Here is a 16,886-nt window from a genome sequence, read left to right on the forward strand (position 1 = left end):
TGAACCTAAAGCAATAAAAAGAGCAAAATGCACAAAATTTCCGTATTGGTGGTAAATGCTTAAGTTGATGGATATGTGATGTGACCCCACGCCCATCAACTTAAGCATTTAGTGTAGATTTAGAATGAAGTTTAATCAGAAATGCTTTACAAATCCTTATTTGATAAAAGACAAAAGGAATCCATTTTGAAAAAAGATGATATGCTCCCCATTAGGTAGACAAATAAAAAATAAAAATCTGTTTATCTAAGGAGAGTATTTTTTATGGCTCGAATGAAATATTCTAAAGCTGAAAAATTGGCGATTTTAGCTCTTTATAAAGATGGTCATCAATCAATAGCTGACATTACTGCTAAATTTTCGATTGATTCTGGGACGATTAGAGATTGGAAGAAAAGGTATGAAGTGAATGGTGAAGATGGCCTAGAAGAAGTACTTTCTTGGAAGCGTTATTCAGAAGAGTTAAAGTTAGCAGCCGTCAATGATTATCTATCAGGGCACTTTTCGTTAAGCAAGGTTACCCAAAAATACAATATATCCCGTACTGCGGTTTTGAGAAAATGGATTAAAAAGTATAATAGTCATAGAGAATTAAATGATACCGGTAAAGGAATGACAAACTCTATGACAAATAGAAGAAAAACAACGTTTGTAGAACGAATTCAAATTGTGAATTACTGTATAAAACATCAGAAAAACTACCAGCTCACAGCCGAAAGCTATGAAGTTTCTTATCAACAGGTATATCAATGGGTCAAGAAGTTTGAAGCGCATGGTGAAGAAGCACTACAAGATAAACGCGGTCGAAAGAAAGAGGAATATGAATTAACAGATGAAGAAAAGTTTAAGCTGGAAATGAAACGTTTAGAGCGAGAAAATGAACGATTACGTGCAGAAAATGCTTTTTTAAAAAAGTTAGAGGAACTCGAAAGGAGGCGTCGTTAACAAGCGTTCGTCTACAAAATAAATATAGAGCGATTCAAGATTTACATGCGAATGAAAATCTGCCAGTAATCCTTTTATGTGAAATTGCCGGTGTATCTCGTGCCGCTTATTATAAATGGCTACAGCGCACGCCAACAGCTAGAGAATTAGAGAATGAAGCAATTCTTCAGGATATCCAGGCTATTTATGCACGAGTAGGAGGCATTTATGGGTATCGAAGAATGAAATTAAATATCAATAGGATATATCATAAAAGGTTCAATCACAAACGCATTTATCGCTTAATGCACATTGCTGGATTACAGTCCGTGATTCGTCGGAAAAGAAAGCGCTATGTTCCCTCATCTGCGCAATATGTCGCTGAAAATCGACTCAATCGTGAATTTACTGCATGCAAGCCCAATGAAAAATGGGTAACAGATGTCACGGAGTTCAAATTAGGAAACGGAAGGAAAACGTATTTAAGTGCCATTTTAGATCTTTACGATGGTTCCATTATTAGTTATGTATTGGGAAATTCAAACAATAATAAATTGGTATTTCGAACATTGGATCAAGCTATCACTATATTAAAAGAGAATGAACATCCATTGATTCATAGTGATCGAGGGTATCAATATACGTCACATGGGTTTAAGAGAAAAATAGAAAAAGCAAAAATGATTCATAGCATGTCACGTGTAGGAAAATGTATAGATAATGGACCAATGGAATCGTTTTGGGGGACGTTGAAGTGTGAAAAGTATTACCTACATAAGTATGAGACACTTGAAGCCTTACAACAAGCGATAGATTATTATATCCAGTTTTACAATAACGAACGTTACCAAGAAAGATTAAACGGTTTAAGCCCATTGGAATACAGGGTTCAAACCGCTTAAAGTATTTTTATTATTTCCACTGTCTACTTGACAGGGAGCTGTTCAAGATTGATTAAAATGGATTCTTTTCATATGAATACATATACAGTTTTTATAAAAAAGTCCGATCATATATAAATCATCGTCGTACAAGGGAGATGTTCACCAAAAGATTGTCTGAAGGGTTTGAAATGAAGTTAAGAGAATTAATAGGAGAGATTAAAAAATTAAATTCGGCAGATTTTATGTAATAAACTAAAAATTCCAATATGAGAGGGGAATAAAAATGAATATTTCTGTTAAATATCAAGAAAAAGTTAAACATGATTTAGAACCTAATGAACAAATTATCGATGTCTTTACTGGAAGAACTGCCCCTACTAATTGGGTGATGAAACTTCTTCCTGAAATTTCTTGGCTCACTAAAGAGAATATGCCAATAGTTTTAGTGATAACAAACCAAAGATTGCTTGTATATAAACAACAAATGAATTTGGACATTCAACTCGCCATCGGAATTCATCGCTTCGATATAACGGAATGTAAAGAACTAACTAGTGTACTTAATGGAGCAATTCAAGTTACTTTAAAAGACAATCAATCTTTCAAGTTTGTCTTTAAAAAGGAACGGATGCCGAAAATCCTAAAAGAACTTACAAATTAAATTTATGTGTTTCAGAGGATACCAGATATACCATTGTGTGACAAGGTCTTGTTTATACAGCAAGGCTTTTTCTTATGTGTTACAATCACATTCCAAAGTATTATTCTACTCATTAAAATTACCCCTTGTGTTTAATTTATTTTGGTAAAGTATGTTTCTGTTTTTAATCAACGTATTATTTAAACTGCTAAATTTCATTTGGCTTTTACTCAACAATCTGGCCCTTTAATGGAATAACTTTATTATCAATTAACAGATTTTTAATCCACAAGAAAAACCGAAATCCCTTTTTTAAAGAGATAGGAAATTCCGGTTCATCTTTTTTATAAACGGTTAAACTTTTTTCAAAACCACAGATGGTACACCATGTACGGCTAGTCTCTTTTATAAACTCTATATTTACCATACTGGTCTTACTCCCGATATAAATTTATCTTCTCTTGCTTCATCAACTATTTTTGTTAAATCTTCTCTGATCATTTGTATTCGTTCAGCACCTATCTTTTCACTCAAGCGCTTTTCTATCTCAGCTAGTATTTCCCCTTTTGCTTTCACTACTAACCAACCTCGTTTAGTCAAAACAATAGTTTTCCCTCTGTATGTGTTGTTAATGAGAGGAAAAGAGTATGTTGCGAAACGAATATAATGCAACTTTACCGCACGGAAAAGCTAATTCTAGTATGTAAATGAAATGGAATGAAGGGGTTTGTTTTTTTGTTATGAAAAAAATTTTCTTTATAAAACTTGATTTAAGAAAAAATTTATATACTAATTCATGTAAACGGTTTACTAAATCGTATTTTGCTAGAAACGAAGGAAAGATCCGCATGGAAACAAGGGGGAGAGTAATCGGGATTGACATCGGTACCACAAGTGCGAAGACGGTTGTGTTCACAGAAAAAGGGAAAGTCGTTGCGTCACATGCAATTGATTATCCAATTATTCAACCAAACGTCGGATGGGCTGAGCAAGATCCCTATGTAATATGTGCCGCTGTATTCAAAACTGTAAGCGTCGCCATCGAAGAAAGTAATGTGTTACCAGAGGATATTTCTTCAATCGGTATTAGTACAGCAATGCACGCATTAATTGCTGTAGATGAAAACGGTGCGCCGTTAACGCACTCTATCATTTGGGCAGATAATCGGAGTACGAAACAATCAGAAAAATTATTAGAACATATGAATGGACATGAAATTTATAGACGAACAGGTACACCCATTCATCCAATGTCACCACTTTCTAAATTATTATGGATGAAAGAAGAGGAACCAGAGTTATATAAGAGTGCTTATAAATTTATTTCTAAATTGAAGGTGGAAATTCATTCTATAAAGATACGTTGCGTCGTGCTGAAGAAGCGAAAAGCTTTGGCTTACATTACGTAGATATCGGTACATCAGGCGGTGTAGAAGGAGCTAGATACGGTGCTTGTTTAATGGTTGGTGGAGAAAAAGAAATTTATGATCAATTAGAACCGTTATTTAAAGATTTAGCAGTAGAAAACGGTTATTCATATGCGGGCCGCGAGGGTAGTGGGCATTTCTTAAAAATGGTTCATAACGGTATTGAATACGGAATGATGCAAGCAATCGCTGAAGGGTTTGAAGTACTAGATAAGAGTTACTTTGATTTCAATTATGAAGATGTTGCAAAAGTATGGGCGAACGGATCAGTTATCCGCGATTGGTTAATGGATTTAACTGAAAAAGCATTTGCAGATGATCCGAAACTTGATGGCATTAAAGGTGTAATGAACTCTTCAGGAGAAGGGAAATGGACTGTTGAAACTGCGCTTGAATTACAAGCAGCGGCACCAGTTATTGCTATGTCATTATTTATGCGCTACCGTTCACAAGAAGATGATACATTCCACGGAAAAGTGGTTTCTGCACTTCGTAATCAATTCGGTGGACATGAGGTTGTGAAAAAATAGGAAATATTAGTTTTGTGAAACTCATACGAAAGTATGAGTTTTTTTATTTCTCATACTATTTAATGAAAGTTTTTCCCTCTTTTTACTGTGTTTTGTATAGAAATTTCTGATAATATATAAATATAACTTGAAAACAAAGGGGAGAAATAATTATGAAACTAGTCGTTATTAACGGTACACCAAGAAAATTCGGTAGAACTCGCGTTGTGGCAAAATATATTGCAGAGCAATTTGAAGGGGAGTTATACGATTTAGCAGTAGCGGAATTGCCTTTATATAATGGAGAAGAATCACAACGTGAATTAGAGGCAGTAAAAAAATTAAAAGCTTTAGTGAAAGCTGCGGATGGAGTAGTACTATGTACACCAGAATATCATAATGCGATGAGTGGAGCGCTGAAAAATTCATTAGACTACTTAAGTAGCAGTGAATTCATCCATAAACCTGTCGCATTGTTAGCAGTTGCTGGAGGAGGTAAAGGGGGAATAAACGCATTAAATAGTATGCGCACTGTCGCTAGAGGCGTTTACGCAAATGCAATCCCAAAACAAGTAGTACTTGATGGATTACATGTGCAAGATGGTGAACTTGGAGAAGATGCAAAACCATTAATTCATGATTTAGTTAAAGAATTAAAAGCATATATGAGCGTATATAAAGAGGTGAAAAAACAATTAGGAGTTGAGTGATATGTCCTCTCTTTATCATGATTCTCGCTTATATTACATTCTAGGAGCCAATAGTTTATCTGCTATTGGCTCTGGGATTGTTATGATAACGATTCCGTGGCTGTTGATTAAGGAAAGTGGGGGAGAGACAACGTTTGGGTATATTTCTATCGTTGCAACTCTCATCATGTTTTTGCTAACGCCATTCATTGGGCAAAGCATAGATCGTTTTTCAAGAAAATCTTTATTGTTATGTAACGAAGGTATCGGGATAGCCATTATAGGAATGATGGCTATTTGGGGATTTGCTGGGCAATCATACAATTCTATTCATTACATTATTATTTATATAGCAGGTTCTTTCTATTATCTATTATTCTATCCCACAATATTTGCATTTAACCAAGAAATATTTCAATCAGAGCATTATAAAAGTTTAAGTGGCACAATGGAAATACAAGGACAGTTAACGCAAGTTATTTCAGGTGCAGCTGCTAGCTTTTTAATTGAGATTATTTCTTTGAAATGGATCTTGTTAGTGGATATGTTAACTTTTGCAGGAGCATTTTTCCTGTTCTTATGTATACCGTATGTAAAGAAAAAAGAAGTGAAAGGGAAAGTAACATTTAAGAAGCAATTGTTCGAAGGAATTCACTTTATGAAAAAGCGCCCTAAGTTATTTTGGTTTTTACTAGCGACTTATATGCCGTTTATCGGTGTCATGATGGCAAATTATTTAATCCCAGTATATATTTCAAATATACTCAAAGCTAGTGCCTCTGTATACGCAATTGAAGGTATGATGTACGGTGTCGGAGCGGTTCTTGCAGGAATAAGTATTCCAATCATGATGAAATATGTCAAAACAGAAGTTTCAATCGTTATGACGATGTTCATTTATGTAATTTCAATTACCGCAATAATTATTGAGCCTTCCATTATGTTATTATATGGACTTGCGATTTTTCATGCGATTGGAAATGCTGGAACGAGAGTGGCGAGAAATGTATTGATGATGGAAGAAATACCAAATGAAGTAATGGGACGTGTGGACAGCTTATTTCGACTAATTGGTACAGGAATTCGAATTGTATTATTAATGTTGTTTACGGCAGGCGTATCTAAAGCAGGGGTGATGATCCCGTTTTACGTACTAAGCTTTATATTGATCCTATCATTAGGGATTGCTTTTTATTATGTAATTTCAAAACGTAAAATGGAAGCAAATGTGTCTAATAAATCCATCGTTTAAAAAATACTTCTTACTCCCTTTCTTTTTCTATATAATAAAAAGAAAGGGAGTGCTAACTTATTTATGAACAAATGGATCTTGCTTATAATCTTATTACTACCGCCGCTATACATCATTTATATGACGTTTCGAATGAATAAAGTTGCTCGTGAAACATTGAGTAATCACTCTCCATACGTTCTTATATTAGGTGCAAAGTTATTTGGAGATAGACCATCCTTATCTCTTCAAAATCGTTTGGATATAGCGTTGGAATATTTACATGCTCACCCTGAGGTGAAAGTAATTGCTTCAGGTGGTCAAGGGGAAGATGAAGATATACCGGAAGCTCACAGTATGAGAAACTATTTAATGGTACATGGTATAGATGAGAATCGTATTTTAATTGAAGACCGCTCTACAAATACGTATGAAAATTTAAAGTTTAGTATGGATTTATATGATGTAAAGCATGCGGTAGTTGTAAGTAATACGTATCATTTATATCGAACGAAAATAATTGCAAAGCGTTTAGGGATAAAGATGGAAGCTTTGGCTGCTGAAACACCGAGGCGCTCTAAGAAAAAAGCGTATGTGCGTGAATATGCTGCAATTATGAAAACATTATTGTTCGACCGTTAGAGCTCAAATGAGAGCTCTTTTTTTGTATAATAAAGCGTATCATTTGAAATGAGTGCTATATTCCATCAAAATAAAGGAAACAACATGAAAGGAGCTGTGTCTGTGATTCAATTTAATCATGTGTCAAAATCGTATGAAGATGGCACAAAAGCAGTGGATTCATTGCATTTAGAAATTAAAAAAGGAGAATTTTTTGTTCTCATTGGTCCGAGTGGTTGTGGGAAAACAACGACAATGAAGATGATTAACCGTTTAATTGAAACGACGGAAGGATCAATTTTAATCGATGGAAAAGATATTCAACAATATAACATAAACGAACTACGTTGGAATATAGGGTACGTGTTGCAGCAGATTGCGCTGTTTCCACATATGACAATTGCTGAAAATATTGCAGTTGTCCCTGAAATGAGGAAATGGACCAAAAAGGAAATAAAAGCACGTGTCGATGACTTGCTACAGATGGTTGGGCTCGATCCAGATGTATATCGTGATCGTATGCCAGATGAATTGTCGGGAGGGCAGAAACAACGTGTTGGTGTCGTACGGGCATTAGCCGCAAACCCGAAAATTGTACTTATGGACGAACCATTTAGTGCGTTAGATCCGTTAAGTAGGGAGCAGCTCCAGAAGGATATTGTACAACTGCAAAAAAAAATCCAAAAAACAATCGTGTTCGTAACGCACGATATGCAAGAGGCTTTATCACTTGGTGATCGTATTTGTGTAATGAAAGAAGGAAAAGTTGTTCAATTAGATACACCAGAAGGTATTATACATAACCCGAAAAATGAGTTTGTTGAGGAGTTCATCGGAAATCGTGGACGACCTTGGTATGAGGGGATGAATATAGAAGATGTATTGCCGCTAGACGATAGTACACGAGTAGAAGGGACTGCTTTATCTTTACATTCTCCTTTACAAGAAGCACTAGTCCGCTTACAAGGTGAAGAGTCAGTGCCAGTTGTAGAAAATGGTCAATATGTTGGAGCGTTAACAAGTCGTCATATTGTCAATTATATTGTTGAACAAATGAAGGGGAGAGGCTAATCAGTGACTGATTTTATTCAAACGTTCCAAGAACGAAAAATGGAATTGCTGAGTGCATTAAGTGAGCATTTACAAATATCGCTTATTTCACTATTTTTTGCAGTAATCATAGCGGTGCCGCTTGGTATTTTATTAACGAGAAAAGAACGAATGGCTGAATTTATAATTGGGACCTCTGCAGTTATGCAGACAGTACCATCACTTGCATTACTCGGACTTTTAATTCCGTTAGTAGGAATCGGAAAACTTCCAGCCATAATCGCATTAGTTGTGTATGCACTATTACCTATTTTACGAAATACATATACAGGAATACGGGAATTAGATGAATCACTTATAGAAGCGGCGAGAGCTATGGGAATGAATAGCTGGAGAAGGTTATGGAAGGTGGAGCTTCCTCTCGCATTGCCAATTATTATGGCGGGTATTCGTACAGCAATGGTATTAATTGTTGGAACGGCTACATTAGCTGCTTTAATAGGCGCAGGTGGGCTTGGTAAACTTATATTACTTGGTATCGATCGAAATGACCATGCGCTTATCATTTTAGGGGCCGTACCAGCCGCGTTACTCGCTTTATTCTTTGATATAGTACTTCGGGCACTCGAGAGCCCAAGACGCTCTTCTAAGCGCGTTATATTGACAATATGTATTGTTGTCGTAATGATTGCTTTGCCATTTCTTTGGAATACACAAAAGAACGACATAGTTATTGCCGGCAAACTTGGATCTGAACCAGAAATTTTAATTCAAATGTACAAGCAACTTATTGAGCAGGATACAGATTTACAAGTGGAATTAAAGCCGGGACTTGGAAAAACAGCATTTGTATTTGAAGCGTTAAAATCAGGTGAAGTAGATATATACCCAGAATTTTCAGGAACAGCTTTATCTACTTTCGTGAAAGAAGAACCGAAAAGTACAAATCGTGATGAAGTATATGAACAAGCTCGCACGGGAATGGAAAAGAAATATAATATGGTTATGTTAAAGCCAATGGAGTATAACAATACATACGCACTAGCTATGCCGAAAAAAATAGCAGATCAAAATAACGTAAATACAATTTCTGATTTAGGAAAAATTGCACAGGAAGCTAAAGTAGGATTTACATTAGAATTTGCTGATCGTGAAGATGGTTATAAAGGAATGCAAAAATTATATAACTATAAGTTTTCAAATGTTAAAACGATGGAACCGAAACTGCGCTATAGTGCAATACAATCGGGGGATGTTAACGTAATTGATGCATATTCAACAGATAGTGAATTGGAGCAATATGGGCTTAAAGTGCTAAAAGATGATAAAGGACTATTCCCACCTTATCAAGGAGCGCCATTATTAAGAAAAGAGACGTTACAAAAATATCCTGAACTTGAAAAAGTATTAAATAAATTATCTGGAAAGATTACAGATGAAGAAATGAGAAAAATGAATTATGAAGTAAACGTAAATGGTAAAAGTAGTGAAGAAGTAGCAAAACAATTTTTACAAAAAGAGAAGTTACTCCATTGATTTTACAAAAAATATACAATTTTATATGTTTGAAATGACCGTTCATTACAAAATGGACGGTTTTTTTGTGCATACTTATACATTTTTTCAAAAAAGTATTCCATTTTTCTTCATTTTCTTTTAGAATAAGTAATGTTTTCCTGAAAAAATATAAGAGAAACGTCTATTAGAGAAAAAGGTGACTTTAATAGTTGAATGAACATAGCACCTAGAATGACAGATGGGGTGGTACAAATAGAAAAGAAGTTAGGATTTTTTCCGTTAATCGCATTAGTAGTTGGAACGATGGTTGGTGGCGGTGTTTTTAGTTTACCGCATGATTTAGCAGTAGGAGCAAATAGTGGTGCAACGATAATTGGTTGGTGTATTACAGCGATGGGAATGATTCCACTTGCGCTCGTATATCAAACGTTAGCAAGACAAAAACCGGAGCTTGAGGGCGGAATTTATAGTTATGCACGAGCTGGTTTCGGTGAATATATTGGTTTTAACAGTGCTTGGGGGTACTGGTTGGCAGGGATTTTAGGAAATGTCGCAACCATTATGTTGTTGTTTAGCACATTAGGTTATTTCTTCCCAATTTTTAAAGGAGGAAATAATGTTGCGTCTATCGTTGGTGCATCCCTTTTATTATGGACACTTCATTTTCTTATCTTATTTGGAATCCGTGAAGCTTCCATTATGAATGTTATCGCAACGATTGGGAAATTAGTTCCGATTTTATTATTTATTGTCGTGATGGTAACAGCGTTTCGCTGGGATACATTTACACATGACTTTTGGGGCGAAGGAACAATCACGGTTTCCTCTGTACTAGGTCAAGTGAAAAATACAATGCTTGTAACTCTTTGGGTGTTCATTGGGGTTGAAGGAGCAGTTGTATTATCAGGAAGAGCTAAAAATAGCAGGGACGTTGGAAAAGCGACAGTACTTGGATTAATTTTAGTAATGTCTATTTATATTTTAATTTCTGTGCTGTCAATGGGAGCTATGACGAGAAATGAGCTTTCGGTTTTAGAAACTCCTTCAATGGGACATGTATTAGAGCATGTTGTTGGACCTTGGGGGGCAGTTGCGATTAACATCGGATTAGTTGCTTCACTTGTAGGTACATTAATTGGCTGGTTTTTACTTGTTTCTGAAATCTCTCACGTAGCAGGAAAAGATGGAGTATTTCCGAAAGTCTTTACGAAAACAAATAAGAAGCAAACGCCGCATATGGCATTATGGATTTCAAATATCGTTGCTCAAATTATATTTATAATCGTCCTGTTTTCACAATCGACATATCAAATTATGTATTTTATTGCGTCAACATCTATATTACTGCCGTACTTATTATCAGCGTTATACCAATTGAAATTAGTCATTACGAAAGAGCTGGAAGTTGCGAGAGTGAAAAATGGTTTGTTAGCTTTAATTGCTTCTGTATATTCTGTATGGCTCATTTACGCAGCTGGTTTAAAGAATTTACTGCTTGTTTCAATCGTATATGGTATTGGGATTCTCGTGTATATGTTTGCAAGAAAAGAAAAAGGGAATCGTTGTTTTGCAGGCAAAGAGCGATATGTGATGTGGGCAATTGTTATCGCAGCTATCACGTCAATTTATATGTTAATGTCAGGAAATATAAAATTGTAAAAGTCCTTTAAATTTAAAGGGCTTTTTTCTTAGTTTAGAGAATATTTAATACATAAGATATTCAGGAGGGATGAAAATGGAAGAAAAAGAACAGTTGACTAGAATTATGGATTTAGCTAGTGATTTAAGGAAAGTATTAGTACAAGAATCTTTTTTTAATCATCATCCTGAACTTCGAGGTGTGATTGAAAATTTAGCGAGTTCTGTAGAGAATTTGGCGAGTTTGCAGCAAAATAAAGATGAAAATGCCGAAGATCGATTACGGTACGTACTTGCTAAAATGAAAATTGCTCATAATGCTATTTTACAAGAAAAAAAAGCATTTCCTTCTCTATAATATACGTTTTAATTTTGAACCTGACGGATGACGTCAGGTTTTTTATTTCTAGTTTTAGATTGTAGTTCATACACTAAGAATAGTATGAAAAAAAGAAGGTGACTACGTTGAAATTACATAAAGCTCTTCATCCGAGTTTTATAAAGCGAATGTATTATATGAGGTTTATTGGAACGTTTGCAAAAGCGGAGGGAGAGAAGAATGGGGAAAATTTCTTTGTACAATGCCTTTCTCCATTACCCTTAACTTTACAAGAGTTATTTCCGGCTGGAAAATATTTATTTGAAGGGTTATGCAGTAATAAAAAAAATGAAAAAATCTTTACTGATTTAAAGAAGCGTAAATTAGAAAAGCAATTGGTTATGTTTCGTCTTTATTATGATCGAGGAAATTTATTTTTGGAATTAATATGTACAGAAGAGCCTAGGGAGATAGCATCTTCATATAAATTGATTCCTTCACCAAAGGTCTCGAATTATAAAAAGAGAGCGTCTTTGGAACGGAAGTTAAGCAACGGTTATTTATCATTTCTTATGCCTAAATTACCAAAAGACTTTGAGCCTCCAGAATTATTATGGTATGAAGGAAGACTATATGGGAATTTATCGTTAAAATCATCAATAAGTTCAATTTCATATTTTGAGCAAAGAAAAGAATGCAAATATATTGAAATAAACGATTGGATGAAACATGTAGAAATAGCGGTAGATGATCATTTATATTTTGTAAGTGAGAATGTGTATGAGCAACTAAATAAACGAATTGTTGAAGAAGGTAAGTTAGTTGAAGCAGAGGATATTAAAATGCAAAAGGAGGACTGGGAATGGGATGAGCGTGAATCCTCTTTTTTGCAGTATGTACAAAGTATGGTTCGTAAAAAAGGTCTATATTTGGATGATACAGATATATATAATTTTCACATTAGTGTTAAAACCAATATGTTAACGATTGTTGGCGGTATACCAGGTGTTGGGAAATCACGCTTTGTGCAAGCATATGCAGAAGCGCTCGGCTTACGTTATGGTGAAGAATTAATTTGGATTCCGATTTCACCATCGTATCAAGAACCACATGATATTCTCGGCTACCTTCATCCGAATGGTAATTTTATTGAAAGTGAAACGAAGTTAGTTCGGACATTGCTGCAGGCTAAAGAAAACCCAAATCAATTGTATATAATTGTGTTTGATGAAATGAACATGTCACATATTGAGCATTGGTTTACTCCATTTCTATCCGTTCTTCAACTTGAAAAGCAGAATCGTATTTTGAATTTGTATGAGAAAGTACAAGAAATAGAAAATCAAATTCCGCCTTCAGTGGAAATTGGTGAGAATGTTATTTTCGTTGGCACTGTAAATTTTGATGAAACGACGAAAGAGCTTTCCGATCGATTATTAGATCGAACAAATTTGATTACGTTACAAAAAATTCCGTTTTGCGAGATGAGTATAGAACAAGAGAAAATAGTTCAGCAACCCCCGCTGAAAGTAACAACGGGAGAATTTCGAATTAATTGGTTTAGGAATAAAGAGATGATTGAAGTGTTTACTGAAGAGGAATTAGAGTTATTGGATAAGTTACATGATGTATTATCATCACACGATATATCAAAAGGAATTTCTTTCCGATGTGCAAACGCAATCGCTACGTATTTGCAAAATATACCGTTCCAAAATAATCAGTCCTATATGATTAGCAGGGAAGAAGGCTTTGACTTGCAAATAAAGCAACGCGTATTAACGAAATTAAGGGGGACAGAAATGACAGTGGGCTCTCTACTTTCTGAAGAAGCAAAAAGGGGAGCGATATTGATACCACTTTTACAGTCTCCGCTTGCAAATCGTGTATCTACATTTGAACATTCTTTAGCTTATATTAGACAAAAGCGTAGAGAACTGGAGCTGTATGGATATGCAAAATGAGGAGCGTTATGAAACAGCAATCGTCGATACGAAAGAAACGCTACCGTTTGTATTGAAGCTAATCATTGGTACTGAGGGGAAAGGCGATTTTATCCTTTTAAATCGCCTTTGTACGTCTACTACAGCACTAGTTCAATGTATTTATAAGGTACAGGAATTAAAACCACTGAAATTGCATTTCCATTATCAAAATCCAATCGATATTACATTCATATGGAATAAAGTATATGAGGGACAAAAGAATATAAAAGAGTCGCAATATGAATTAAATGAAAAAAAACAAAGAGTATTAGTGTATGAACATGGAAAAACTGAATTTTTTTATCCGTGGCGCTGTGGGTTATATCATTTTGAAGTGCGTATAGAAGATAAAACTTATTATGGGGCGTTTCAAGTTGTTCCTAAAAACTTTTTTGATGACCAATTTGAAATGATTCAAGATTATGTGAAGTCAATTTTAAACGAGTTAATTTTAGATAGAGGTTATTACAAGAAAACTTTCTCAGCACTGAGCGACATTGAAGATTCTTCTTATTTGGTATTGTTAAGAAAATTGCCACAAAAAATGAAAAGAATAAAACAAATTTTTAAGAAAGTAGAATCGAATGCGGAATTTGTACACGAATTTAATTGGGAAACGAAAGAGCGGAAGACAACGAGAAAAACTGCCATTATGACAGAAAGAAAGCTTTATGCGAAATATTATAATCGTAAATTTAAGGAGCAAAAAAATAGTATTGAAAATGCATTCCTTAAATTTAAAACAATGCAATTCTATTATTATTTACTTGAAGCAGAAAGTTTTGTACGTAAAACGATTGAAATACTAGAAGGAGAAAAAAAGAAAAAATCAGATGAATTCCAAGCTGTTAAAACAATTATGAAAACGATTGAACGAAATGGATCAGTGACGGACAGAGAAAAACAAAAATATAGAAATATACATTTACTAAAAGAAGCAGATTTACGTAAAAGTTCTGTGAAAATACAAGAATATAAAATATTAGCTCATATCGTACATGAAAGCGTGCAATACTTTCGAAATTTATTGTATTCTCCATTTTGGAGGGGAATTTCTGAAACAGCTAACATTAATTCGCACACTTTATCTATACCACATCAACAATTACTCCATCATTTAGAATTGTTACCGCAGCAAACGGAGCAATCCCCATCTTTATTATTCGTATATAAACCAACGTTTTTAGTGTATGAATATTACGCTTTTTTTATCGTTATTTCTATATTAGAACAAATCGGATTTGAAGATAAGAATCCTATCCGTGAACAAATACAAGAACATTTTTATTTAGACGGATTACAAGATGGAACGACAGTTATCTTGCATAGAGATAATATAAAAGTACACGTCGCATTTAATGATCTAATTGAAACACACCCCCTTATTGCACTTAGTAAAGGAAGTAATTTTTATAATGGAGAGGACACAAAGAAGCCAGATATACGTCTAGATTGTTTTGTAAAGGAAGAAGAGAAGTACGTATATAAATCATCTATAATTATTGAAGTGAAATATAGCCCTATGTATAATATTTTTCAACCTATTGGTAATACGAAAGCGACGGAGCAAATGTATAAATACTGGTCTATTAAATATGTAGAAGAACAAAGTGGGAAACGAGTTTTTCATCGTAGGGCAATTTATGAAGTGATTTGTGTATATCCAGGGAGTCATATGCATAGTAAAAAAATAGAATCTGGTTGTGGTGTGTTTTTACAATTATATCCGTATAAGACGAAACAAGGAGAAGAGAAGTTGGCGGGAAAGCACGGAATGATTCAAATTTTTGAAAAATGGTTAAAAAGCAATAAAATGTAAAAGAAATCCTTTTTTATAAAGGATTTCTTTCGGTTAAGAAGAATTATATGCCATAAGGAAAGAAGCATAACATGGGTCGAATTTGAAATGGTAATCATCTTTCATTAGAGAAATTAACTTTCTTTGTATGTACGATTGTATAAGAAAGTAAGGAATGGTACATGCGGGGGAACAGAGTGTGAAATAGGAATTTAATTCAATTTGCAGAATATAATAAGACGTAAATATTTTTAGTTGCATACGAAGGTTTGTTCTTATATGATAGTAAGTGAAAGCGTTATCAAAAACAGAGCGGCGATGGGAAAGGCGGGTAAATATGTTCCAGCGTGTTCAAACAAAGGAAGAACATTTTTGGTTCGAGCAACTATGGGGAGATTTTTGTGAAGAAAGAAACTTAATGTTTGTAGAACGTAATTTAAATCCATCACGATTTTTATTAATAGAAGATGAACATCATATCGGTACAGTAGAATGTATTAAGTATACAGTACCTGAACAATCAAATTCGGAGTTTTTCTATCCGTTTTCTAAAAATGATTTAGTGAAAGATTTGAAAAATGTATATGAAATAGGAAAGTTAAGCATTGCGAAAACGTCTCGGGGTAGAGGACATTTCAAAAGGCTGGCAGCGATTTTATTTATGCATGCGTTAGAGACGAAAGCTGAATGGTATATTGCAGCAGTTACAAAAAGAATGTATATGTATTTACTTACACTCGGTTTTCCAATTGAGCCGATAGATAGTCCATTCCAGTTTCATGATACTTTACAAGGTGTACCAGTACGGATTCATGCTCGAAAAGGGGCTACACATTTGTATTCTTTGAAAGAATTCCGTGATATTATTCAAGGGAATGCTCATGCGCAGGCACTTATTGCAGAATACAGTAAAAATATTATGTTAACAAAATAAAAATATATGAATATGTATAATATGAAGAAGGGTATCATGTTACAGCCTTCTTTCTTCATACAAAAAGTAGACCCTTATTCTTGTAATAAGGGTCTACAAGTTTATAGTCCAAATATACTAAAAATCATTTTGCGGCGCTTAGGTTTCTTTTCTCTTTCATATGTTGGTTTTGAATCAGGAGTAATATATATTGGTTCTTCTTTTTTTAAGGCAGCTTCTAGTTTTTGAATTCGCTCTAACATTTCCTCCATTTCACGGCGATGTTGTAAAAGTTGGTATGTAACGACATCATTTGCTTTATCTAGCATTTGTTCTTCCATTCGATCTAGTCTTCTCGTTATTGAATTTAATTGAGCTGCTAATTGCTCAAAATCATTTGATGATGTTGTTTGAGTAGGTTGAATGTTGTGAGGTTGGTCTGCCTGAGAACGATGGTATTCTAACATTTGATCTAAATCACCTTGTGTGAAAATAAAATGACCATATTTATTTTTTTCTATCGTAAGATTTAATTGTTGTGCAATCCGGACAACAGCCTTTGGGCTAACACCTAATTTCTTCGCGATAAATGGTGTTTTATATTCCAAAATAATCCCTCCTATATATATCCTGTTGAATGATTTCTAGTTATGTAGTAAGTTCCCTTCAGGTGTGACAAAAGAAGTGTGGAATCGGCAAAGAAAGTGTTTTTTCACGAAATTGAGCTGTTTAGCATATAC

At 34.4% G+C, this 16,886-nt stretch carries 14 protein-coding genes and 3 pseudogenes; 14 read left to right on the forward strand and 3 right to left on the reverse strand.

The genetic code is table 11. The features are described 5' to 3' along the window. Positions 1–264: 264 nt before the first annotated feature. Positions 265–1,826, forward strand: a protein-coding gene (locus tag BAU27_RS31100) for an IS3 family transposase (protein WP_139254656.1) whose coding sequence is annotated in 2 segments (ribosomal slippage) — positions 265–898 and positions 898–1,826 — 1,563 coding nt in all. Because the reading frame shifts where the segments join, the coding sequence is not laid out codon by codon here. A gap of 265 nt (positions 1,827–2,091) precedes the next feature. Beyond that, positions 2,092–2,469, forward strand: a complete 378-nt coding sequence (locus tag BAU27_RS15485; RefSeq protein WP_071771369.1) for a hypothetical protein — start codon at positions 2,092–2,094, stop codon at positions 2,467–2,469. 205 nt (positions 2,470–2,674) lie between these two features. Here the strand turns inward: BAU27_RS15485 and BAU27_RS15490 are convergent, their stop codons facing one another. Together BAU27_RS15490 and BAU27_RS15495 are read right to left on the reverse strand one after the other, a co-directional pair. Next, entirely contained in the window at positions 2,675–2,875 is a 201-nt protein-coding gene (locus BAU27_RS15490) for a hypothetical protein (RefSeq protein ID WP_071771370.1), read from the reverse strand. Then, positions 2,869–3,066, reverse strand: a pseudogene (locus tag BAU27_RS15495) (MarR family winged helix-turn-helix transcriptional regulator); the annotation flags it as partial. The pseudogene BAU27_RS15495 and the gene BAU27_RS15490, both read right to left, overlap by 7 nt. Before the next feature lie 230 nt (positions 3,067–3,296). On the opposite strand from BAU27_RS15495, the pseudogene BAU27_RS15500 reads away from it, so the two are divergent. From BAU27_RS15500 to BAU27_RS15555, 12 genes and pseudogenes are all read left to right on the forward strand, one after another. Continuing rightward, positions 3,297–3,821 (forward strand): annotated as a pseudogene (locus BAU27_RS15500) (FGGY family carbohydrate kinase); the annotation flags it as partial. Continuing rightward, positions 3,779–4,405: pseudogene (gene gnd / locus BAU27_RS15505) on the forward strand (phosphogluconate dehydrogenase (NAD(+)-dependent, decarboxylating)); the annotation flags it as partial. The pseudogenes BAU27_RS15500 and gnd, both read left to right, overlap by 43 nt. A 152-nt stretch (positions 4,406–4,557) precedes the next feature. Then, positions 4,558–5,094 (forward strand): NADPH-dependent FMN reductase, encoded by a 537-nt coding sequence (locus BAU27_RS15510; protein ID WP_071745885.1) that lies wholly within the window; start codon positions 4,558–4,560, stop codon positions 5,092–5,094. Position 5,095: 1 nt separating this feature from the next. Further along, positions 5,096–6,325: an MFS transporter gene (locus BAU27_RS15515; RefSeq protein WP_071771372.1), complete on the forward strand. Its 1,230-nt coding sequence runs from the start codon at positions 5,096–5,098 to the stop codon at positions 6,323–6,325. Positions 6,326–6,388: 63 nt separating this feature from the next. Further along, on the forward strand, positions 6,389–6,946 hold the full coding sequence (locus BAU27_RS15520; protein WP_071771373.1) for a YdcF family protein: 558 nt from the start codon (positions 6,389–6,391) through the stop codon (positions 6,944–6,946). 102 nt (positions 6,947–7,048) lie between these two features. After that, positions 7,049–7,996 (forward strand): ABC transporter ATP-binding protein, encoded by a 948-nt coding sequence (locus BAU27_RS15525; protein WP_083596022.1) that lies wholly within the window; start codon positions 7,049–7,051, stop codon positions 7,994–7,996. A gap of 3 nt (positions 7,997–7,999) precedes the next feature. Then, positions 8,000–9,511: an ABC transporter permease/substrate-binding protein gene (locus tag BAU27_RS15530; protein WP_071745836.1), complete on the forward strand. Its 1,512-nt coding sequence runs from the start codon at positions 8,000–8,002 to the stop codon at positions 9,509–9,511. Between the two features lie 213 nt (positions 9,512–9,724). Then, positions 9,725–11,152, forward strand: a complete 1,428-nt coding sequence (gene arcD, locus BAU27_RS15535) for an arginine-ornithine antiporter (protein WP_071745890.1) — start codon at positions 9,725–9,727, stop codon at positions 11,150–11,152. A 76-nt stretch (positions 11,153–11,228) separates the two neighbouring features. Beyond that, entirely contained in the window at positions 11,229–11,489 is a 261-nt protein-coding gene (locus tag BAU27_RS15540) for a LemA domain protein (RefSeq protein ID WP_071745835.1), read from the forward strand. Between the two features lie 107 nt (positions 11,490–11,596). Then, positions 11,597–13,414, forward strand: coding sequence for an AAA family ATPase (locus BAU27_RS15545; RefSeq protein WP_071771374.1), 1,818 nt, complete (start codon positions 11,597–11,599; stop codon positions 13,412–13,414). Then, positions 13,404–15,254 (forward strand): hypothetical protein, encoded by a 1,851-nt coding sequence (locus BAU27_RS15550; RefSeq protein WP_071771375.1) that lies wholly within the window; start codon positions 13,404–13,406, stop codon positions 15,252–15,254. Before BAU27_RS15545 ends, BAU27_RS15550 begins: the two co-directional genes overlap by 11 nt. 316 nt (positions 15,255–15,570) lie before the next feature. After that, positions 15,571–16,167, forward strand: coding sequence for a hypothetical protein (locus BAU27_RS15555; RefSeq protein ID WP_071745832.1), 597 nt, complete (start codon positions 15,571–15,573; stop codon positions 16,165–16,167). Between the two features lie 101 nt (positions 16,168–16,268). On the opposite strand, the gene BAU27_RS15560 is transcribed toward BAU27_RS15555, so the two are convergent. After that, a complete protein-coding gene (locus BAU27_RS15560; protein ID WP_071745831.1) occupies positions 16,269–16,754 on the reverse strand; it encodes a chromosome segregation protein in 486 nt (161 codons plus the stop codon). Between the last annotated feature and the right edge of the window lie 132 nt (positions 16,755–16,886).

The sequence above is a fragment of the Bacillus sp. NH11B genome, assembly GCF_001884205.1.
Classification (GTDB): domain Bacteria; phylum Bacillota; class Bacilli; order Bacillales; family Bacillaceae_G; genus Bacillus_A; species Bacillus_A proteolyticus.

Coding starts and splice junctions, on each gene's coding strand:
- BAU27_RS15485 (WP_071771369.1), top strand. CDS start 2,092: ATGAATATTTCTGTTAAATATCAAGAAAAAGTTAAACATGATTTAGAA.
- BAU27_RS15490 (WP_071771370.1), bottom strand. CDS start 2,875: ATGGTAAATATAGAGTTTATAAAAGAGACTAGCCGTACATGGTGTACC.
- BAU27_RS15510 (WP_071745885.1), top strand. CDS start 4,558: ATGAAACTAGTCGTTATTAACGGTACACCAAGAAAATTCGGTAGAACT.
- BAU27_RS15515 (WP_071771372.1), top strand. CDS start 5,096: ATGTCCTCTCTTTATCATGATTCTCGCTTATATTACATTCTAGGAGCC.
- BAU27_RS15520 (WP_071771373.1), top strand. CDS start 6,389: ATGAACAAATGGATCTTGCTTATAATCTTATTACTACCGCCGCTATAC.
- arcD (WP_071745890.1), top strand. CDS start 9,725: ATGACAGATGGGGTGGTACAAATAGAAAAGAAGTTAGGATTTTTTCCG.
- BAU27_RS15540 (WP_071745835.1), top strand. CDS start 11,229: ATGGAAGAAAAAGAACAGTTGACTAGAATTATGGATTTAGCTAGTGAT.
- BAU27_RS15550 (WP_071771375.1), top strand. CDS start 13,404: ATGCAAAATGAGGAGCGTTATGAAACAGCAATCGTCGATACGAAAGAA.
- BAU27_RS15555 (WP_071745832.1), top strand. CDS start 15,571: ATGTTCCAGCGTGTTCAAACAAAGGAAGAACATTTTTGGTTCGAGCAA.